The organism is Sphingobacterium sp. GW821-FHT03E03, from assembly GCF_059420745.1.
In genome coordinates this window covers 516,024-535,293 of record NZ_JBWKUH010000001.1, presented here as the reverse complement: position 1 = coordinate 535,293, position 19,270 = coordinate 516,024, and the positions used below count along the sequence as shown (strand labels likewise).

Annotated in this window: 18 protein-coding genes and 1 tRNA gene; 9 read left to right on the top strand and 10 right to left on the bottom strand. The window is 39.8% G+C overall.

Features of this window, described 5'->3' with window-relative positions:
- Positions 1 to 21: 21 nt before the first annotated feature.
- The 4 genes from AC07UV_RS02200 to AC07UV_RS02185 form a co-directional block, all read right to left on the bottom strand.
- Positions 22 to 399: a hypothetical protein gene (locus tag AC07UV_RS02200; protein WP_120260818.1), complete on the bottom strand. Its 378-nt coding sequence runs from the start codon at positions 397 to 399 to the stop codon at positions 22 to 24.
- 10 nt (positions 400 to 409) lie between these two features.
- Complete coding sequence (locus AC07UV_RS02195; RefSeq protein ID WP_495182567.1) at positions 410 to 988, bottom strand: DJ-1/PfpI family protein; 579 nt, start codon at positions 986 to 988, stop codon at positions 410 to 412.
- A 77-nt stretch (positions 989 to 1,065) separates the two neighbouring features.
- Positions 1,066 to 1,629: an NADPH-dependent FMN reductase gene (locus AC07UV_RS02190; RefSeq protein WP_495182566.1), complete on the bottom strand. Its 564-nt coding sequence runs from the start codon at positions 1,627 to 1,629 to the stop codon at positions 1,066 to 1,068.
- A gap of 106 nt (positions 1,630 to 1,735) precedes the next feature.
- The gene (locus tag AC07UV_RS02185) at positions 1,736 to 2,671 is read right to left on the bottom strand and encodes a 1-aminocyclopropane-1-carboxylate deaminase/D-cysteine desulfhydrase (protein WP_346087558.1); all 936 of its coding nucleotides are present in this window, start codon (positions 2,669 to 2,671) and stop codon (positions 1,736 to 1,738) included.
- A gap of 18 nt (positions 2,672 to 2,689) precedes the next feature.
- Between AC07UV_RS02185 and AC07UV_RS02180 the strand changes: the two genes are divergently transcribed.
- Positions 2,690 to 3,736 carry an RluA family pseudouridine synthase gene (locus tag AC07UV_RS02180; protein WP_495182565.1) on the top strand — a complete coding sequence of 349 codons (1,047 nt, stop codon included), beginning with the start codon at positions 2,690 to 2,692 and terminating at the stop codon, positions 3,734 to 3,736.
- A 20-nt stretch (positions 3,737 to 3,756) separates the two neighbouring features.
- A complete protein-coding gene (locus tag AC07UV_RS02175; RefSeq protein WP_495182564.1) occupies positions 3,757 to 4,623 on the top strand; it encodes an aminotransferase class IV in 867 nt (288 codons plus the stop codon).
- Between the two features lie 39 nt (positions 4,624 to 4,662).
- On the opposite strand, the gene AC07UV_RS02170 is transcribed toward AC07UV_RS02175, so the two are convergent.
- Entirely contained in the window at positions 4,663 to 5,238 is a 576-nt protein-coding gene (locus AC07UV_RS02170; protein ID WP_259180645.1) for an NADPH-dependent FMN reductase, read from the bottom strand.
- Positions 5,239 to 5,455: 217 nt separating this feature from the next.
- Here AC07UV_RS02170 and AC07UV_RS02165 point away from each other — a divergent pair, with 217 nt between their 5' ends.
- Positions 5,456 to 5,992, top strand: coding sequence for a hypothetical protein (locus AC07UV_RS02165; RefSeq protein WP_495182563.1), 537 nt, complete (start codon positions 5,456 to 5,458; stop codon positions 5,990 to 5,992).
- A 314-nt stretch (positions 5,993 to 6,306) separates the two neighbouring features.
- A complete protein-coding gene (locus AC07UV_RS02160) occupies positions 6,307 to 7,233 on the top strand; it encodes a polysaccharide deacetylase family protein (protein ID WP_495182562.1) in 927 nt (308 codons plus the stop codon).
- Between the two features lie 93 nt (positions 7,234 to 7,326).
- Here the strand turns inward: AC07UV_RS02160 and AC07UV_RS02155 are convergent, their stop codons facing one another.
- Positions 7,327 to 7,908 carry a PhnA domain-containing protein gene (locus tag AC07UV_RS02155; protein ID WP_120260825.1) on the bottom strand — a complete coding sequence of 194 codons (582 nt, stop codon included), beginning with the start codon at positions 7,906 to 7,908 and terminating at the stop codon, positions 7,327 to 7,329.
- Positions 7,909 to 8,081: 173 nt separating this feature from the next.
- On the opposite strand from AC07UV_RS02155, the gene ypfJ reads away from it, so the two are divergent.
- Positions 8,082 to 8,951 (top strand): KPN_02809 family neutral zinc metallopeptidase, encoded by an 870-nt coding sequence (ypfJ, locus tag AC07UV_RS02150; protein WP_495182561.1) that lies wholly within the window; start codon positions 8,082 to 8,084, stop codon positions 8,949 to 8,951.
- 73 nt (positions 8,952 to 9,024) lie between these two features.
- Here the strand turns inward: ypfJ and AC07UV_RS02145 are convergent, their stop codons facing one another.
- Positions 9,025 to 10,005 carry a LuxE/PaaK family acyltransferase gene (locus AC07UV_RS02145; RefSeq protein ID WP_495182560.1) on the bottom strand — a complete coding sequence of 327 codons (981 nt, stop codon included), beginning with the start codon at positions 10,003 to 10,005 and terminating at the stop codon, positions 9,025 to 9,027.
- Between the two features lie 171 nt (positions 10,006 to 10,176).
- On the bottom strand, positions 10,177 to 10,920 hold the full coding sequence (gene fabG / locus AC07UV_RS02140) for a 3-oxoacyl-[acyl-carrier-protein] reductase (protein ID WP_495182559.1): 744 nt from the start codon (positions 10,918 to 10,920) through the stop codon (positions 10,177 to 10,179).
- A gap of 316 nt (positions 10,921 to 11,236) precedes the next feature.
- Between fabG and AC07UV_RS02135 the strand changes: the two genes are divergently transcribed.
- The 3 genes from AC07UV_RS02135 (at position 11,237) to AC07UV_RS02125 (ending at position 14,640) form a co-directional block, all read left to right on the top strand.
- Positions 11,237 to 12,736 carry a malate:quinone oxidoreductase gene (locus AC07UV_RS02135; RefSeq protein ID WP_282253646.1) on the top strand — a complete coding sequence of 500 codons (1,500 nt, stop codon included), beginning with the start codon at positions 11,237 to 11,239 and terminating at the stop codon, positions 12,734 to 12,736.
- Positions 12,737 to 12,950: 214 nt separating this feature from the next.
- The gene (gene pnuC, locus AC07UV_RS02130) at positions 12,951 to 13,571 is read left to right on the top strand and encodes a nicotinamide riboside transporter PnuC (RefSeq protein ID WP_495182558.1); all 621 of its coding nucleotides are present in this window, start codon (positions 12,951 to 12,953) and stop codon (positions 13,569 to 13,571) included.
- Positions 13,546 to 14,640 (top strand): acyl-CoA dehydrogenase family protein, encoded by a 1,095-nt coding sequence (locus tag AC07UV_RS02125; protein WP_495182557.1) that lies wholly within the window; start codon positions 13,546 to 13,548, stop codon positions 14,638 to 14,640. Before pnuC ends, AC07UV_RS02125 begins: the two co-directional genes overlap by 26 nt.
- A 123-nt stretch (positions 14,641 to 14,763) precedes the next feature.
- Here the strand turns inward: AC07UV_RS02125 and AC07UV_RS02120 are convergent.
- Together AC07UV_RS02120 and xerD are read right to left on the bottom strand one after the other, a co-directional pair.
- Positions 14,764 to 14,835, bottom strand: a tRNA-Arg gene (locus AC07UV_RS02120).
- A 392-nt stretch (positions 14,836 to 15,227) separates the two neighbouring features.
- Positions 15,228 to 16,130: a site-specific tyrosine recombinase XerD gene (xerD, locus tag AC07UV_RS02115; RefSeq protein WP_495182556.1), complete on the bottom strand. Its 903-nt coding sequence runs from the start codon at positions 16,128 to 16,130 to the stop codon at positions 15,228 to 15,230.
- Positions 16,131 to 16,365: 235 nt separating this feature from the next.
- On the opposite strand from xerD, the gene AC07UV_RS02110 reads away from it, so the two are divergent.
- Positions 16,366 to 19,221: a M16 family metallopeptidase gene (locus tag AC07UV_RS02110; RefSeq protein ID WP_495182555.1), complete on the top strand. Its 2,856-nt coding sequence runs from the start codon at positions 16,366 to 16,368 to the stop codon at positions 19,219 to 19,221.
- Positions 19,222 to 19,270: the final 49 nt, after the last annotated feature.

Below are 19,270 nucleotides of genomic sequence, written 5' to 3'. Positions count from 1 at the left end.
ACAATATCGTTGACTGTGTTGTTATTTCTTTTTTCCGTATTTTTTTGAAATCTGGACCGCTTTGTACTTGGTGCCATCAAAATGCGGGGCATCAATTGCCAATGTCGTAGGGTAAGGAGCTGTACGATCGAAAAAATATACGGTGGTCGTACTGCCATAATCGTTGACTGGCAGGAGCTCCAGACAGGCTGTATAATCTGCATTCAATAGGTCGCCTACTGTGACAGCATAGATACGGATAATGCCACCTTTATTTTGCTCATTCCTAACAAAAGCAACTTCCTTAAATCCGCCAGGAAGATCTTCGATACTTTTTTGATTGAAAGTATCTTTTAAAATAAAACCCAACAACACTAAAACCGGGATGACCAAAAGCCATACCTTTTTATTCTTCTTCATTAAAATACGCTTAAATAGTAATGTTTATATCCAATAATTTATAAAATTCTTTTAAGATAGCCTGATGTCCGGGCCAAGCAGGAGATGTGACCAGGTTTCCATCTACAACAGCCTGATCAGCGGGAATATTTTTCCAGATACCACCCGCCAATTCAATATCCGGCCCTACGGCGACATAGGCTGTCAATGTACGCCCGGTCAGAACCTTTGCTGCTGTCAATACCTGAATCCCGTGGCATATTGCCGCAACAGGCTTATTTTTTTCAAAGAAATGTCTGGTAATTTCTAATACACGTTGGTTAAGACGGATATATTCCGCCGAACGGCCACCTGCAATATAGAGTCCATCATATTCTTCAGGGGTGACCTGATCAAAATCCTTATTGATCGCGAAATTATGACCCCGTAATTCCTTATAGGTTTGATCACCTGTAAAATCATGTACCGCGGTAGGCACCACATCGCCCTTTTTTCGGTCAGGGGCAATGGCATCAACTGCTATTCCTATTGATCCCATCGCTTGAAATGGAACCATCGCTTCGTAGTCTTCTACAAAGTCTCCAACAAGTAATAATATTTTTTTTGCCATATCAAAAACCTCTTTTAGTAGGTTCTGAATTTACATATTAAAAGAGGTTTTTACAATGGTTATTTGTTAATCTTTTGTTAACCTTGAACCGTTAATTTTTCTGCAAGAGCACGTTTAGTCTTACGTACTTTAGCCTCGAGCTGGCTTTTTAAAGTAGGATTGGTAATACCTTTTCCTTCCTCAAAATTTTTATGAAATTCAGGTAGGGAGAATGAGTCCAGGATATCAGCACCATCCCAGGTAATTCTATTGACTGCTGCATTCAGTACAGTTGAGCCACCCATTGGACCGGGAGAAGTAGCTAATAAGAAAACAGGCTTACCATTGAAGGTTTTGCGATTCGGAATCCGTGATACCCAGTCAACAATGTTTTTGTAAGCTGAAGTATAGGAGCCATTATGTTCCGCCAGTGAAATAAGCAAGAAATCCGCGGCATCCATTTTTGCTGCAAAATCATGCGCTAATTGTGGAATGCCTAATTCTACTTCCTTATCATAAGAATAGATAGGCATTTCAAAATGATTGAGGTCAAGAAGCTCTACACTATCATCAGCTTCTTTGTAATATTTGGAAGTACTTGTTACAAAAGTTTTATTGATAGAATTCTTATTACTTGTTCCTGCAAATGCTAATATTTTCATCTGTGTACGTTTTAATTTTTAAACTGGTCAAACTTACAACATAATCACAAAAAAAATGTCAGCAAAATGTCTGCTAGGGGCATAATAGCCTATTTATTGACCTAGGTCAATGAAATGCAAAGCGTTCGTACATCCCGAGTAGTCCGGTGAGCCCACCTGTATGAACAACCAGTAGCTGATCTGCTGGTGTGAAATAATCTTTTTTGATGAGATCATCTACAGCATAAAGCAATTTTCCGGTATAAGTAGGCTCGATCATAATCCCTGTACTGCTGATAAAATGCTGTGTGAATGCAAGGAGTTCAGGTGTAGTCTTAGCATACCCTCCAAAATGATAGTCCAGATGTAAGATAGGTGCGGCAAGATGGGGGTAGAGTTGAGCAACTTCATCATTGATAAAGCTGCCGTTTTTGAGTACGGGTACCCCGTGTATCTGAGTGAAAAGATCTTTTTTGTCAATTGCGTTGGCAATTCCGGCAAGCGTAGTTCCAGTACCACAGGCAGTAAAGATATGTTGGTAGTCCTGTTGGAGCTCATCGACAAGTTCGGCGCAGCCTTTGGCTCCCAAGAGGCCATAGCCTCCTTCATGGACATAGAAGGCCGTTGGATCCTGACCGAAATAGTCGCTATAGAGCTTTTCTTTGTCCCTATAGGAATCCCGGTCCACATAAATAAGGTGCATCCCGAATAATTGACACATGGTCAGAACCGGATTATTAACCTGTTCGTCACCTCTGACGAAAGCTGTCGTTTTGAGCCGGAATGTTGCTCCTGCACAAGCGGTCGCTAGTAAATGATTGCTCCATGCACCACCAAAAGTAACGATATGATTTTTTTGGAGCTGCAATGCCTCCTGAAGATTGTACTTTAATTTTCGCCATTTGTTGCCCGAAATAAAAGGATGGATCAGGTCGTCCCGCTTCAGTGTTACCTTGATGTGCTTTTTTTCCCATAAAGGTAATGTGACTTCTGTTTCGGGGCTATGGATTTTGAATGGCAACATAACATTAAATGAAAACAAATTTAACGAAAATTGTTTCATTTGGTTTATTTTTGTAGAATGACAGAACAAATGGGATCGCAAGATCAAGAAGAACAAGAGTTATTTGAACATCTACGCATTGAAGTGGATAAGGGGCAAGCTTTACTCCGTATTGATAAATATCTGATGAATAGGGTGGAAAATGCGACAAGAAGCAAAATTCAGCATGCCATTGAAGCAGGTTCTGTCATGGTTAACGGAAAAGAGATCAAGGCGAGCTATAAAGTCAGACCAGAGGATGTCATTACGTTGGTATTACCAGATCCACCACGCGATAATGAGGTTTACCCCGAAAATATTCCCTTAGACATAAAATACGAAGATGACGATGTCCTTATTGTAAATAAAGAAGCTGGGATGGTAGTTCACCCAGGTTATAATAATTATACAGGTACATTGGTCAATGCATTGACTTATCATATACAGCAGCTGCCACAGTTGCCGGGAAATTCAGACCGTCCCGGTCTGGTACACCGAATAGATAAAGATACTTCCGGATTGTTGGTGATTGCTAAGAACGAAAAATCGATGGCATTTTTGGCTAAGCAATTTTTCGATCATAGCATTACCCGTAAATATATTGCCTTGGTATGGGGTGATTTGAAAGAGGATGGAACGATTACTGGTTACATTGGTCGTCATCTGAAAGATAGGCGTATTATGGCCATGTACGAAAGTGAGGACAAAGGAAGATGGTCAGTGACGCATTACAAAGTACTGGAACGATTGGGTTATGTGACTTTGATCGAATGCCAGTTGGAGACGGGGCGTACACATCAAATTCGTACGCACATGCAATCCATTGGTCATCCATTGTTTAATGACGCAATGTACGGCGGGGATAAAATATTAAAAGGAACTGTCTTCTCAAAATATAAACAATTTGTGGACAATTGCTTTAACCTGCTTCCACGGCAGGCGCTTCACGCACAGGTATTGGGATTTATTCATCCGACTTCAAAAGAAAATATCTATTTTGAGGTACCATATCCTGAAGATTTTCGTTTAGCTTTAGAAAAGTGGCGTGGTTACGCCGCAAATTCCATGGCTGTAGAAAATGATTAAAATTTAGAAAACAAATAAAGATGCCGACAAACTATATCAATTTTAACGGCAATGTAGTGCCGGAAGAACAGGAAATATTTAACGTAGAAAATAGAGGCTTTCGCTATGGTGATGGATTGTTTGAAACCATGTTGTATAAGGATGGTGATATTCGTTTTCTGAATTTTCATGTAGCGCGCTTGCAACAGGGGATGGAATTGATACACCTTGATGATGCGAATCTTTTTGATGAATTTTTTATCCGTTCAAGATCGGAGGAGCTGATTCGTAAGAATAACATGTTGGGACAGCAGGTACGTATTCGATTGATTGTATTTCGGATGGGTGGAGGATTGTATAGTCCAACCACAAATAAACCGGGATTTGTCTTGCAGGTACAGCGCTTAGAACCCAATCTACGAGATAAGAAAGTCGGTCTGATCGTGGGCTTATATAGTGAGTTCAAAAAGCCTTATAGTGATTTGTCAAAACTAAAATCGCTCAATTCGCAAATTTATGTACTGGCGGGTATCTATAAGAAAAAGATGGCTTTTGATGATGTATTGATCTTAAATCAGGAAGGTTACCTTTGTGAGTCCCTGACCTCAAATATCTTCGTGTATTACGAAAAAATATTATATACGCCTGCGCTATCCGAGGGATGTATCGAAGGTGTCATGCGACGGGTAGTGATGGATATGGCTCGGTCTGAAGGGATTGAAGTTGTTGAGGCACAAATTAGCGCTGAAATCATGAAAAGAGCGGATGAGATTTTTTGTACCAATGCGGTACAAGGGGTGCAATGGGTCATGGGCTACAAGCAGAAACGCTATTTCAATAAAATATCACGGATATTGCAAGAAAAGTTGCTGAGCTGGAATTATGATTCAAATGAGGAGCAAAGCTAAGTTTGGGAGAAATAATTGATAAACATACAAAAGCCAAAATTAATCTTGGCTTTTTGTATGTACTATTCTGATAATCCAGTGCTCAAAAGCCTTTTTGAAGTCAAGCAGGAAGTCTTTTGTTTTTTGTAATTCAACTTTTCCGCTCTCGCCGATACAATCTTTTATATTACCAAGATAAGCTTCGGGTTGCTGCATCGGAAAGATATTGACAAATACCAAGGACTGTCGGATATGATGGTTTGCACCGAAACCACCATAAGCTCCTGTTGAAGAGGAGATGATGGCTCCCGGTTTGCCATCCCATTTATTCTTCCCGTATGGCCGGGATCCTACATCTATTGCATTTTTTAGTACAGCAGGTACCGAGCGATTATACTCGGGGGTAATGAACAGAATAGCATCCAATGCTGCGACCTCTTTACGAAACCGGATATAACTTTCGGGCGGATTGCCTTCGTCGTCAAAATCCTGGTTGTATAAGGGGAGATCACCAATTTCAAGAATACGATAGTTAAACTTGTTAGGTGTTTGTTCAAGAATAAAATCAGCTATCTTTCTATTATAGGATTGTTTCCTTAAACTGCCGACGATGATTCCAATGCTGTAAGTATTCATACTGAAGTTCAATTAAAGTATTAAAAGTATTATTGGTTGAACAATTTGCTCCCTAAAAAGTTTCCCTGTTTTTGAATGTAAAAATAAAACTAAGTTGTTTGTGCTGAATAGATTAAGTTTTTGTTAACAAAAATTAACATTTATCATTTAATCTTTTGCATACAGTTTGTTGTCGTATTGTAAAGAATAAATTACAAAACTAAGGGAGGAGCTACTTATGAAAAAAATGTTTTACACCGCTGCTATCGTTGCAGGTCTTTTTGTGGCCGGGACGGCTGATGCACAGGTAAGTATCAGCGTAAATATCGGAAGTCAGCCAAGTTGGGGACCGGTGGGTTATGATTATGCCCGTTATTATTACATGCCTGAATACAATATGTATTATGATGTACCTGCGAGATGTTATGTTTACTATGACAATGGAGGTTGGATAAGAAGGGCGAGTTTACCAAGAAGATATCGGCATTATGATTTTTATAGGGCGCATAAAGTAGTGATCAATGATCGCACACCTTGGCATCACCATGACCGTTATAGAAGCAGATATGGCCACTCACGGGGCAGACAGGTTTCTATCCGGGATAGTCACCATGGACGTAGTGGATATTCCTTTGCGAGTGAACGTAGTGTAAGACGAGATCATTCCTGGGGTGAGAGCAATAGAAGACATAACGATAGAGGAAGAGGGCGTGGGCGCGGATACGGAGATAGAGATAATGACCGGCACGAGCACGGACACAGAGGGAGACATTGAGATTAATTGGATGTGTCTAGTTTGAGTATCTTAATCGTTTAATAGGAAAGGGACTTGTCGTAAGACAGGCCCCTTTTTTATAGCATTGATTTTGGTTGAGTTAGTCTTTTGTATAGTGTAATCTCTAGATAGATGCTAAAATTTTATAACGATATATTCAATAAAATAAAGTGTAAGGAATAAATCACAGGATATAAAGCGTTGATTCATGAAAATTATCTTAATTTTGCGACACGAGCATACGAAGAGACTTTAATAAAGTAGGGCATTTTGTGTGCAAAAGATAGCATGTGGCGTGTAAGTTAATTTATGTAATGGGAAAAGTAATTAAATCAAGCTTTGTATTGATGGGCTTGGGAATAGCTAGTTTAGGATTACAGTCTTGTAATCAAAACAGCGGTAAAAAGGAAGAAAAGGGTGTTACTGTAGATTCTGTACAGCACAAGAAAGATAGTCTAATTGTTGTGCAGGATTCTATTACAAAAGTGGATTCGCTGCGCAAGGATTCCATTACCAAAATGGAGGCGAATGTTTCCTATAGTGGTGCCAAAGATACCACAGTTTTATTGACGGACTCTGTTTCGCCGCGATATATTTACCTTACTTTTGATGACGGCCCGCTTAATGGTAGCCAGTATTTGGATTCTATCGCAACAGCGAAGGGTATCAAGATCAATGCATTTTTGATTGGCGAACATGATAAGATGAGCAAAAAATTGCACGGCTATACAGAACGGTATAAAAATAATCCACTGGTCGATTGCTACAATCATAGTTATTGGCATGCGCATAATAAGTATAGTACATTTTATTCAAATCCACAGACGGCATTTGAAGATTTTGAATTGGCAGAACAATCTCTGGGCCTGGAGCACAAAATCGTGAGACTCCCCGGAAGAAATATCTGGTATGTGGGTGACCGTAAAAAGGTTGATCTAAAAAGCGGCGCTTCTACCGCAGAGCTACTACACGAAAACGGTTATAAAATTATGGGTTGGGATTGCGAATGGAAGATTAATGGTGTGACAGGTAAGCCGGATTTATCGGTTAACCAGTTGTATACACAGATGAAGAACTTGCTTCGTAAAGGTACATCCTACACAAAAAATAATGTTGTCCTGTTGACCCATGATAATATGTACCAAACGAAAAAAGGCCAGAAATTACTGTCAGATTTAATTGATAGTCTTAAACAACATCCAAACTATCGCTTTGAGTTTATGCGCAATTATCCACAATAGGGAATTTCCACAATCAATATAATTTAGCCCTAAATCAGTAGTATAAGATTACTGGTTTAGGGCTAAATTTTTATAGCGGAAGAATTCCTCTCCTTAGTTTTGTTTGCGTAGATATTTTGTCAATATGACAATTGTCTGGCCTTCAATTTTTCCTTCGATCTGCTCAATATTATCAGCTACTAATCGGATATTTTTAACCACAGTACCTAAGGTTGCTTTGAGCGAAGAGCCTTTTACATCCAGTGTTTTTGTCAGCACAACAGTATCGCCTTCTAATAATCGCTGTCCGATGCTATCTTCATGAAAAGAAACGTAACCGTCGTTTTCATGATCTCCGGTTTTCTTTGCCTCGGCTAATGTTTCATCATCAAGGTAGAGGATATCGAGTGCTTCGGAAGCCCAGCCTTCATTTTTCAGACGATTTAACATGCGCCAGCAGACAATCTGTACAGCAGGGATTTCTGACCACATGGCATTTGGTAGAAATTTCCAGTCTTCGGGATTTAATTGCTCTGTTTTGTTGAGCTGGTTGGCCAATGTTGCTGAAATCAGTAGGGTGTTATCCAAAGTTGAACTGGTTTCCGGAGGTAATGTATAGGTTATTAAGTCCGTTACAGTGTCTGTCAGCTCACATTTTCCGCCAGCTCGCGCTAGTAATTGTTCTTCTAATTTCATATCTGTTTCTATAAAAGCCCAAAAATAAGAATATAAATTGTAGTAAGTTGTCGTTGCTAAAATAAAGCTGGTCTTTCTCTAAAAAAAAATAGGATGAGCTGTTATATTGGTACTGAATTTGTACGCTAACGAAGTTGGAAAAGATTATTAACTGAAATAAATATACAAATCATATGAAATGGCAAGGAGGTAAACAAAGTGGCAATTTTGAGGATCGTAGAGGTATGTCCGGTGGTGGAAAGCTAGCATTGGGAGGTATAGGGGGGATCATCGTCTTGGTTATTGGTTTTCTGATGGGGGGCGATCCCATGCAGTTGTTGCAACAGGCGCAAAATATGGGTGGGCAAACGGAGCAGTCTGGGCAACCGCGCGAACTAAATCCTGAGGAAAAGAGGTTGACTGAGTTTTCGTTGACTGTACTTCAGAGTACAGAAGATGTCTGGGCTAAGCTATTTAAAGAGCAAATGCAGCAAAATTTTACGCCAACTACCCTGGTTTTTTATGATGGTGGTACGCAGACAGACGGTTGTGGGATGGGACAGGCTTCGTATGGGCCATTTTATTGCCCTGGAGATCAGAAAATCTATTTGGACCTGACCTTTAACCGCGAACTCTCCGATAAATTTGGTGCCAAGGGGGAATTTGCGATGGCTTATGTTATTGCACACGAGGTAGGGCATCATATTCAACAGCTGGTTGGATTATTACCCAAAACCAATCAAGCCCGTGGGAAACTGAGTGAACGTGAAAACAACAAGATTTCGGTCATGACTGAACTTCAGGCAGATTTCTATGCCGGTGTGTGGGCGCATTACCTCAATGAATACACGGATATAAAAATAGATTATAACGATATCGTGGATGGTATGAAAGCCGCAGAAGCGGTAGGGGATGATAAATTGCAGACGGCTGCGCAAGGCTATGCTGTTCCAGAATCTTTTACACATGGAACCTCAGCGCAACGAATGGCCTGGTTTAAGAAAGGATATGACTCAGGAGACATGCGCGCCGGAAATACGTTTGAAGATCCAAGTCTGAGATAGTAAGAACAGATTCCATAAGTGCTACCAATTGTAGTATGGTAAAGATAAGCCCTATAAATTTTTATGGGGCTTTTTATTGAACCAATAAATTACAGCCTCGAATATCGCTTTGGTCAAAACGCCCCAGTATCTCAAATGAACCATCCTGATACACTTTTCCGAGATCCTGTGTTGCTATAAATGAACAAGAGTAGCGGTTGGCTAAGTCGATGACATTAATGCCTCCGGTTCTGTCGGAGGAAATTAAACTCAACGGGTCATTTGTATCACGAATTAATACTTTCATCCATTTGGGCAAATGGAAAATCCCTTGACCCGAAGAGTACCCCTGTGACAATAATTCGGTCATGCCATATTCTGAGTGGATCCCACTGACCTTAAAAGCATCCTCAAGCAGTTGGTGAATTTCCTGTTTCACCATTTCTTTGCGTTTACCTTTCATTCCGCCAGTTTCCATGATAATCAGTTCCGGAAATTCAAAAGCATATTGCTCAATGAAATCAAGCAAGGCATAGGTGACACCAAAAAGGATGGTTTTAGTTCCGTTATCTTTTAATTGAACAAGTGTATCGTATAACTCCTGATGATTGTAGAGGAAATAATTACTCTCCGTTTGTTTACTCTGTTTCATCAAATCATCGATCATGTAGATCAGGGACGAACCACTTCTTTCCAGATAGGATGGGAGTAGGGCCAAAACAGCGATATCCGTAATCGGTCCATAGAAGTCTTCGAATATACGTCGAAAAGTTTGCTCATAGATGGATACATCGGCAACAAGATGTTTGGATGTGACCATACCTGTTGTGCCTGAGCTTGAAAACACAATTTGGGGGTCCATTCCGGCAGCCAGAACTTTTTGTGTTTTGAAAAATTCTATCGGCAGGAAGGGGATCTCGCTATAATGCTTGACTTGATTTTTTTCTTTACCTATCAGCGAAACATAGTCTCGGTAAACCTGACAATGCTGCAGTTGGAAGTGATAAGTTTCTATACAATGTTGATTAAAGTCGTCCTCTGTTTGAATTGCAAAAAAATCCGTCCAATTCGTCATAGCATTTAAATTTTGATGGACAAAATTAGCTAAAATTTAGAAATATTGGGTAGCAAAGCCAAAGCTGGAGAGTCGCAATAATGTAAAACCGTCTGCGGGCGAATTTTGGTATTCGGAATAATTATAGAAAAACACTGGTGTCGACTTTAGGACACCAGTATTTGATATATTTTACAACATACCACCATCAACAGGAAGAACCTGTCCAGTGACGTATGCGGATAAATCAGATGCAAGGTAAAGACAGGCATTGGCTACATCTTCTGGAGATCCAGCACGTTTCAAAGGAATTCCTGCTTCCCATGTCGCGATCACTTTAGGATCCAATATATCTGTCATTTCTGTACGGATAAATCCAGGGGCAACAACGTTTGCACGGATGTTACGTGAACCCAATTCTTTAGCAACGGATTTGGTGAATCCTATGATACCAGCTTTGGAAGCGGCATAATTTGATTGACCAGAATTCCCTTGGACGCCAACAACGGAAGACATATTGATGAAAGAACCTTTACGGTTTTTCATCATTATTTTTGAAGCAGCTTTTGTAACATTAAATACGGATTTCAAGTTGACGTTTAAGACGTCATCCCAGTTTTCTTCCGTCATACGCATGAGCAGACCATCTTTTGTGATGCCGGCATTATTGACTACGATATCCAGGCTTCCAAAATCTGCAACGATTGCATTGATTAATTGTTCTGCTTCTTCAAATTTTGAAGCATCAGAACGGTAGCCGATTACTTTTGTTCCGTAGGCTTGAAGCTCTTTTTCTAGCGCTTGTCCCTTTTCTACAGACGAAAGGTAAGTGAAAGCAACATGGGCGCCGTGTTGTGCAAACACTTCCGCAATTTTTCTTCCAATTCCTTTTGATGCTCCAGTTACCAAAGCAATTTTTCCTTCAAGTAGTTTCATATAAGAGTGTAATGTTATTCGTTGATGTTTTTGCAAAAATGTTAAAACTATATTATAACACAAAATCTTTCGATAAATAACGGTTCAAAAAGCAATGAGCCTTTGTCTTATTTCGAATTATTTATTGCCGTATCGATGAACGATATCCCATGTATGACCTTAGAAAACTGGAAAAAGTGGAATTTCAATTATGCTTAGGATTATTTTAATAAATCAATGGTATTTTTGAATAAGTGTTTCTAAAAAGTACAGTTTTTTGACAAAAGACTTGGGGGTTTACCAAAAACTATATTAAATTTGCATCAATCACAAAAACATGAGCAAAAAATCAAATAAAGAAGTTGACGTTGTTCTAATCGGCGCCGGGATTATGAGTGCTACTTTGGGTACTCTAATCAATGAATTAAGCCCAGACGTTAATATTGAAATTCTCGAGCGTTTGGATGTTGTGGCGGCTGAGAGTTCTGACGCTTGGAATAATGCTGGTACAGGTCACTCGGCCTTGTGCGAATTGAATTATACACCGGAACAAAAAGATGGTTCGGTAAAAGTTGATAAAGCTGTTAAAATTGCTGAGCAATTTGAGGTTTCTAAGCAGTTTTGGTCGTACTTGGTTGATAAGGGTATTATTGCCCAACCGGAGAACTTTATCCGCAGCATTCCCCATATGAGTGCGGTTTTTGGTGAAAAAGATGTGAAATTCCTGAAGACAAGATGGGAAACAATGAACACCCAGACCTTGTTCAAAGGCATGGAATATACCGAAGATGCAACGCTATTGAAGTCATGGATTCCTTTGATGATGGAAGGGCGGGATGCAAGTGAGAAAATTGCTGCAACCAAAATGGATCTAGGTACCGATGTGAATTTCGGTTCATTGACACGTGATTTGATTAATAACCTAGCAAACAAAGAAAATATTTCAATTTCATTAAACCACGAAGTTGTCGACATCGATCGTGAAGACGATGGCCGTTGGGAAATCGAAGTGAAAGATTTGAAAACAGGGGTAAAGAGGGAGCTAAAAGCGAAGTTTGTGTTTATCGGCGCTGGAGGTCACTCCTTGTTATTGCTGGAGAAATCTGGTATTCCAGAAGCAAAAGGTTACGGTGGATTCCCTGTAGGAGGGCAATGGTTGAGATGCGTAAACGAAGAAATTATCAATACGCACCATGCTAAAGTCTATGGTAAAGCATCTGTTGGCGCGCCACCGATGTCTGTACCGCACTTAGATACCCGTTATATCGATGGAAAACAAGCCTTACTTTTCGGTCCGTATGCTGGTTTCTCAACCAAATTCTTGAAGCAAGGTTCTTATTTTGATTTACCTGCATCGATCAAATTATCCAATATCCGTCCGATGTTATCGGCAGGACTTGACAATTTGCCGTTGACGAAGTATCTGATCACGGAAGTGATGAAATCTCCTAAAGATAAATTGGAATCGCTGAAACAATTTATGCCAACAGCTAAATTGGAAGATTGGGTTATTGAGAAAGCCGGTCAACGTGTTCAGGTGATTAAAAAGGATGAGAAGAAAGGTGGAATTTTGGAGTTTGGTACAGAAGTGGTTTCAAGTGCAGACGGTTCTATCGCCGCGCTATTGGGAGCTTCTCCAGGTGCATCAACTTCGGTGGCAATCATGATCAGTCTATTGAAGAAATGTTTCCCTGAGCGTGCTAAATCAGATGAATACCGCAAGAAACTACGCGAGATGATTCCTTCGCATGGTAAATCGTTAAATGATGATGCTGAGCTTTGTAGAGAGACGCGTATCCGTACGCATAAAGCGTTGAAATTAATTGACATAGATTAATTTCAATAAACAATATACTTATGGGGTGCTCGGAAATGACAATGTCATCTGGGCTGAGATTATACCCAATAAAAGCGATTGTACGACCTTGTGCAATCGCTTTTATATACCTGATCCGGATAATGCTGGCGTAGGGATTTTAATTTCAATAAAAACATCCGTTTTTTCCGCTCATAAGTTTATTATGTAATTCCACGAACTAATAAACAATTGAATGACTTCTGATACAATTTTCGAGGCTTTTATTCAACAAATGCAGCAAGCCACCATAGCGGAATGGCTGGGGGTATGTTTTGGTATCTTGCAGGTTTGGTTTTCAAGGCAAAATAAATCGATCAATTACCTCTTTGGGATAATAGGCATTATCATATCTGTATATGTATTATTCCACGCAAAATTATATGCTGAAATCTTGTTGCATCTCTATTATTTGGTGATGAGCATCTATGGCTGGATCTATTGGAAATATAGCAGTGATACGATCGTACCGATCAGTCGTAGTACAGGCAGAGATTGGCAGATTGTTGGTTTTATCTGTGTAGCCGGATTCCTATTGTTCTATTTTGGCCTGGTGCATTTAACTGATTCCGATGTTCCGTTATGGGACTCTTTTGTTTCCTGTACAGCCTGGGCAGGGATGTGGCTATTGGCAAAGCGTAAGCTTGAAAATTGGATTTTATTGAACATCAGTAACCTGATGGCAATTCCCTTGCTTATACACAAAGGTCTATTCCTTTATGCTGGTTTAACCTTATTTTTATTTGTGATGGCTTTTAGTGGCTATTTTAATTGGCGGAGAATATTAAGTGATGAAAAAAAATATGCAGCTGACTGATGCAGCTATTGCTGTTCTAAAAGATCAGCAACGGAAAGCAATTCAGCAAAAGAGTTTGTCTGATGAGCAGCTTGAACTGATATACCTGAACAAGTGGTTTAAAATCTGGGTACCAGAATCTCTGAATGGCTTGGGGCTGGATCTGGTTAGTGGGCTTTCCCTGTTGAAGGAGCTAGCCTACTGGGATGGGGGATTGGCGTGGACGGTAACTTTATGTGCGGGAGCGAATCTTTTTGTTGGTTTTATTGACTCCGAAGTTGGGCAGGATATTTTCACTTCAAAACAGGTATGTTTTGGAGGAAGTGGACAGATTGCAGGCATCGCTGAGCGTGAGGGCAAGTCTTATCACTTGAAAGGGCTTTGGAAATATGCCACTGGAGCACCCCACCTGACACATTTTACCTTGAACGCCTATATCCAGGCGGATGGACAACAACTGTTGGATCAGGATGGAAATCCACTTGTAAAATCTTTCTTTGTCGCGCGTGAATTTGCATTGATTCATTACGATTGGGATACTTTCGGGCTTGAGGCGACAGCATCGCATTCTTTTTCACTAGATAATATACAGGTAGACGACAACCAGTCTTTTCTTATCGATGCCTCAAAAAGTACACGACCTGAGCTGCTCTATCAATACCCTTTTATGCCATTTGCGGAGTTGACCTTATTGGTGAATTTTATGGGGATGTACGGTCGGTTTTTGGATCTGATCGAGAAGTTATTTGTATTGAAGTCCAATCAGGGGAAATGGGAGCAAATGGAAAGTAAAGCTGCTTTCCGGAAATTGGATGAAATGCAGCAGGACTACACAGCTAGGGAAAATAGTATCCTGGAGCTTGCGACTCGTTCTTGGGAGAATCTCAAAAATAAGGTTGATAATACCACGTTATATGAGTGTATAGCAATAGAAAGTAGAGACTTTGTGGAGATTATTCTGTCCAATGTGATTAAACTCTATCCCCATACTGGGATTTCGGGCGCTGCCACTGACAATGAAATCAATATTTTGTTTCGGAATATATTTACGGCATCTCAGCATAAATTACTGCAAAAGAATTTGTCCTAAACGTTAGGCTGGATCTGGATCTGCAGTAGAATTTTAACTGGAGATTTCTGACAATTTTGGAGTTATGATTGTTAAATAAAAAAGACGATCAATTGATCGTCTTTTTTATTGTTAAATAGGAAGTGTCCCCGACGAGATTCGAACTCATATCGTCAGAACCGGAATCTGAAATTCTATCCATTGAACTACGGGGACGTGTCGCAAAGATATACTATTTTCTAGATCTTACAAATAATCTTTGCTATAAAATTTAAACTTTTGAACTGGGAATTTACGATGTACATCTCTAGTGGTTTTTGACCTCTCTGCTTTTATAATTTGCGTCATTCCGCTTTTCTGCGCTAACTTTTTGTCTATAAGCAATATGTATTCAAGTGAGCCCTTGTTGTATACTACGATATTTATTCGCTGGCTTTATTCTGAACTCAAATTCCTTTTGGGATTCAAACTGAAATAAATATAATCGAATCTTGTTTCAGCAAAAGTAGGGTAGAGAATCTTGTCGTTAAATCGATAACTAAAGTTCATGAATTGTCCCAGGGGCAAAGAATAGCGAATACAATGACTTGCATAAACATGTTAACTGATTACGATCTAGGGTGGTATTGTGTGATGATGGAATGGAGGTAATCTCGATCAATATGGGTATATATTTCGGTTGTCGTAATACTCTCATGCCCCAGCATATCTTGTACAGCCCTTAGATCTGCACCACCTTCAACGAGGTGGGAGGCGAAACTATGCCTAAAGGTATGGGGACTGATTATCTTTTGTAGTCCAATTTTCTGAGCAAGCTCCTTAATGATCAGAAAGATCATCACCCTAGACAAAGCCGAACCTCTTCTGTTCAGAAATACAATATCCTCATTTCCATTCTTGATCTTAATATGTGATCTAATGGAATCCAAATAAAGCCTGAGATGTTTGATCGCTTGTTGGCCAATCGGAATCAGTCGTTCTTTGCTACCTTTACCTTCCACTTTGATAAATTCTACGTCGAGAAACAAATTGGAGATCTTGAGATTGACGAGCTCGGACACACGCAATCCACAACCATATAAAACTTCAATAATTGTTTTATTGCGTTGCCCCTCCGTGGAAGAAAGATCGATGGCAGCTATCAGTTGATCGATCTCATGAATACTCAGTACACTAGGGAGTTTCCTCGCAAGACGTGGAGCCTGTAGCAATTCTGTTGGATTATTATCTAGTTCATGTTCAATGATCAGAAAACTAAAAAAGGTTTTTAGTCCGGATATCAAACGGGATTGTGTGAACGGTGAGATATTGAACTCCTGTAACCAGTGTAGAAAATCCTGAATATCCTTCCTGAAGATTTTGTTTAAAAGGAGTCCGTTGTCCTCACAATAGATTTGGAATTTGGAGACATCGTTGAGGTAAGCCTCGATCGAATTAATACTCAAACCCCGTTCGAACTTTAGAAATTGCTCGAATTCTTTTTTAATGACCTGCCAGTTGCTAAAATCCATTTGCAACAAAATTACAATTAACTATTGTTCTTTTCGAAAGATATTCTGTATTTTTAAACGTGTTTTTTACAAACCATATGCTATAGCAATGATACGCTCCATCCCATAAGGGATATTAATAAATATTATTTATCTGTATTTTACTATTTATCGGGACAATTGGTCTCCAGTTCCGTTTACCCTAATATAAACAATTAGCAAAAAATAACTGACTAAAAAAAAGAGATTTTTTTGTATGAAATTCATTAAACCACTTGCATTAGCCTTTTTACTTCCGGCTACATTTTACGGCGTAGAGGCAAAAATGCCAACTACTTTAACGGCACATGCCAGGGCTATTCTATCGCAGGATAGTCTGGCCTTAAACCAAAAGTTACCTTTCGACAATGAAGTTGTCACTGGTAAATTGAAAAATGGATTTACATATTTTATCCGCAAAAATACTGAGCCTAAGGGGCGTGTTACCATGTATTTGGGTATGAAAGCGGGTTCAATCCTAGAAAACGAAAAACAGCTTGGATTGGCGCACTTTTTAGAGCACATGAACTTTAATGGCTTGAAGCATTTTCCGAAAAATGAACTTGTCAATTACCTTCAGAAAGCTGGTGTACGATTTGGCTCGGACCTGAATGCCTACACAAGCTTTGATCAGACCGTCTATCAATTACCTATCCCATCTGATGATCCGGAATTGCTGAAAAATGGACTACAGGTCATGCGCGATTGGGCACAGGATGCCTTATTGGACGGCGAAGAAATTGATAAAGAACGTGGTGTTATTTTGGAAGAGAAACGTGGTGGAAGAGGTGTGCAGCAACGTCTGCAAGATCAGTATTTTCCTATGGTGCTTAATGGCTCCCTCTATTCAAAACGTCTACCTATTGGTACCGAAGAAATTTTAAAGACTTTTCCGTATACTGAAATACGCAAATTTCATCAGGATTGGTATCGACCAGATTTACAGGCGCTCATTATTGTAGGTGATATTGATCCCAAAGCAATCGAGGAAAAAGTGAAAGTATTATTTTCGGATATGACAATGCCGAAAAAGGTGCTTCCACGCAAAGAATACAAGGTCGATTTACTGAATAAAAACCAATTTTTGACTATTTCGGATCCGGAATTGCCTTATACTGTCGCTCAGATCTTAATCAAAAATGAGAAAGACAAGGTTGTGACTGTCGGAGACTACCGTAATGAATTACTCAAAAATATTTTCAATCAGATGATTGCTGGTCGTTTTTCTGAACTGATGCAGCAACCGAATCCACCTTTTATGCAAGCTGGTGGTAGTATTGGTGATTTTGTTGCGAATTTAAATACCTTCTCTTTATTGGTTGTACCTAAACCGGGTGAACTGGAGTCTGGATTTAAGGCCATGCTGACTGAATTTGAACGCATTCAAAAATATGGTTTCACGCAGACCGAATTGGATCGTGCGCTCGCCGATATGAAGAAAGGAAATGAAATGGCATATATCGAGCGGGATAAGAAGAAATCCGATAGCTATGTCAACCGTTACCTGAACTATTTCATCGACAATGAGCCGGCCTTGAGCAATGAAGCTTCTTATAGCTTAACGAAACAGTTATTGCCTACATTGAAACTCGAAGAGGTGAATGGCCTGGTCAAAAAGTATTACACGGATTTAAATCGTGATATATTAATTATGGGACCAGAAAAGGAAAAGGCGAACCTGCCTACAGAACAAGCTGTTTTGGGATGGGTGAAGGCGGTCGAAGACAGTCCGGTTTCTGCCTATGAGGATAAGGTCTCCAATCTTCCCTTGCTTTCCAAAGAACCTATTAAGGGTACAATCGTGTCCTCAAAGGATGTCACTGCTGTCCAAGCTAAAGAATTGGTTTTGAGCAATGGCGTGAAGGTGATTTTAAAACCTACAGATTTTAAAAATGACGAAATCCAGATTATGGCCTATAGTCCTGGAGGAACGTCGTTGTATGCTGATGCTGATTATTTCTCCGCTTCAAATGCCTCATCATTAGTCGATGCGAGCGGCGTCGGACAAATGAGCAACGTGGAGCTGACTAAATATCTTGCCGGAAAAGAAGTGTCGATTTCGCCATATATCTCGGAACGATATGAGGGTCTTTCAGGTAGCACAGACAAAGAAGGCTTGAAAAATGCTTTTGAGCTCATTTATGGCTATTTTACAGAACCTCGTCTGGATAATGACGTTTTCCAAAGTACAATGACAAGAGCAAAAGGATCGCTAGAAAATAGATTGAGCGATCCAAATAATGTTTTTTCAGATAAAGTGAAGGCGGTGCTCTATGGGAATAACATTCGCCGACAAAATGCTACTGTGGAGACGCTAACAAAAATCGACCGTGATCGTGCATTGGCAATTTATAAAGAGCGATTTGCAGATGCTTCAGATTTTGTATTTACCATTGTAGGCTCATTTGATGAAGCACAGATTAAACCGTTCATTGAGACTTATCTTGCTTCCCTACCTGCGGTCAAACGAGGAGAGAATTACAAAGACTTAAATATTCTGGAACCGAATAAAGGGGAACGAGTGGTTGTTCATAAAGGCAAGGAAGAAAAAGCAAGTACCCAATTGGCTTATTACGGAGACTATAATTATAGTGAAAGTGAGAATGTCAATATGGAAGCTTTAGAAAGTGTATTGACAATCAAATTGCTTGAGCGATTGCGCGAGAAAGAAGGTGGTGTTTACGGTGTTGGTGCCCGTGCCAGCTTCGGTAAATTACCTAAAGCACGCTATGCCTTTTCAATTGGTTTTGGTTCGGCAGTGGATAAAGCGGATGCTTTGATTGCTTCTGCTTTGGATGAAGTGAAAAAGATACAGGATCAAGGTGCGGATAAAGTGGATATTGAAAAATTCGTGGCTGAACAAAAAAGACAGAATGAATTGAGTTTACGTGAAAATGGCTACTGGCTGAATTACATTTCGAGTTCTTATCAAAATGATTTGGATATCACTAGATATAAACGTCGGATGGAGAACCTGAATAAAGTTACGCCAAAATCAATACAAGATGTAGCTGGAAAATACCTGAAGAAAGATCGGCTTTTCGAATTCATTTTAATGCCAGATTCTAAATAAAGAATAGCATTGATCCAATATCGATGTAGGGTAGAGGCTGTTTGCTAAA

What these genes read in the sequence shown, in the direction of transcription:
- AC07UV_RS02180 (WP_495182565.1), top strand. Translation starts at nt 2,690, where the DNA reads ATGACAGAACAAATGGGATCGCAAGATCAAGAAGAACAAGAGTTATTT.
- pnuC (WP_495182558.1), top strand. Translation starts at nt 12,951, where the DNA reads ATGACTTCTGATACAATTTTCGAGGCTTTTATTCAACAAATGCAGCAA.
- AC07UV_RS02125 (WP_495182557.1), top strand. Translation starts at nt 13,546, where the DNA reads ATGAAAAAAAATATGCAGCTGACTGATGCAGCTATTGCTGTTCTAAAA.
- AC07UV_RS02175 (WP_495182564.1), top strand. Translation starts at nt 3,757, where the DNA reads ATGCCGACAAACTATATCAATTTTAACGGCAATGTAGTGCCGGAAGAA.
- AC07UV_RS02160 (WP_495182562.1), top strand. Translation starts at nt 6,307, where the DNA reads ATGGGAAAAGTAATTAAATCAAGCTTTGTATTGATGGGCTTGGGAATA.
- AC07UV_RS02165 (WP_495182563.1), top strand. Translation starts at nt 5,456, where the DNA reads ATGAAAAAAATGTTTTACACCGCTGCTATCGTTGCAGGTCTTTTTGTG.
- AC07UV_RS02155 (WP_120260825.1), bottom strand. Translation starts at nt 7,908, where the DNA reads ATGAAATTAGAAGAACAATTACTAGCGCGAGCTGGCGGAAAATGTGAG.
- AC07UV_RS02190 (WP_495182566.1), bottom strand. Translation starts at nt 1,629, where the DNA reads ATGAAAATATTAGCATTTGCAGGAACAAGTAATAAGAATTCTATCAAT.
- AC07UV_RS02135 (WP_282253646.1), top strand. Translation starts at nt 11,237, where the DNA reads ATGAGCAAAAAATCAAATAAAGAAGTTGACGTTGTTCTAATCGGCGCC.
- AC07UV_RS02170 (WP_259180645.1), bottom strand. Translation starts at nt 5,238, where the DNA reads ATGAATACTTACAGCATTGGAATCATCGTCGGCAGTTTAAGGAAACAA.
- ypfJ (WP_495182561.1), top strand. Translation starts at nt 8,082, where the DNA reads ATGAAATGGCAAGGAGGTAAACAAAGTGGCAATTTTGAGGATCGTAGA.
- AC07UV_RS02195 (WP_495182567.1), bottom strand. Translation starts at nt 988, where the DNA reads ATGGCAAAAAAAATATTATTACTTGTTGGAGACTTTGTAGAAGACTAC.
- AC07UV_RS02200 (WP_120260818.1), bottom strand. Translation starts at nt 399, where the DNA reads ATGAAGAAGAATAAAAAGGTATGGCTTTTGGTCATCCCGGTTTTAGTG.
- AC07UV_RS02185 (WP_346087558.1), bottom strand. Translation starts at nt 2,671, where the DNA reads ATGAAACAATTTTCGTTAAATTTGTTTTCATTTAATGTTATGTTGCCA.
- AC07UV_RS02145 (WP_495182560.1), bottom strand. Translation starts at nt 10,005, where the DNA reads ATGACGAATTGGACGGATTTTTTTGCAATTCAAACAGAGGACGACTTT.
- xerD (WP_495182556.1), bottom strand. Translation starts at nt 16,130, where the DNA reads ATGGATTTTAGCAACTGGCAGGTCATTAAAAAAGAATTCGAGCAATTT.
- AC07UV_RS02110 (WP_495182555.1), top strand. Translation starts at nt 16,366, where the DNA reads ATGAAATTCATTAAACCACTTGCATTAGCCTTTTTACTTCCGGCTACA.
- fabG (WP_495182559.1), bottom strand. Translation starts at nt 10,920, where the DNA reads ATGAAACTACTTGAAGGAAAAATTGCTTTGGTAACTGGAGCATCAAAA.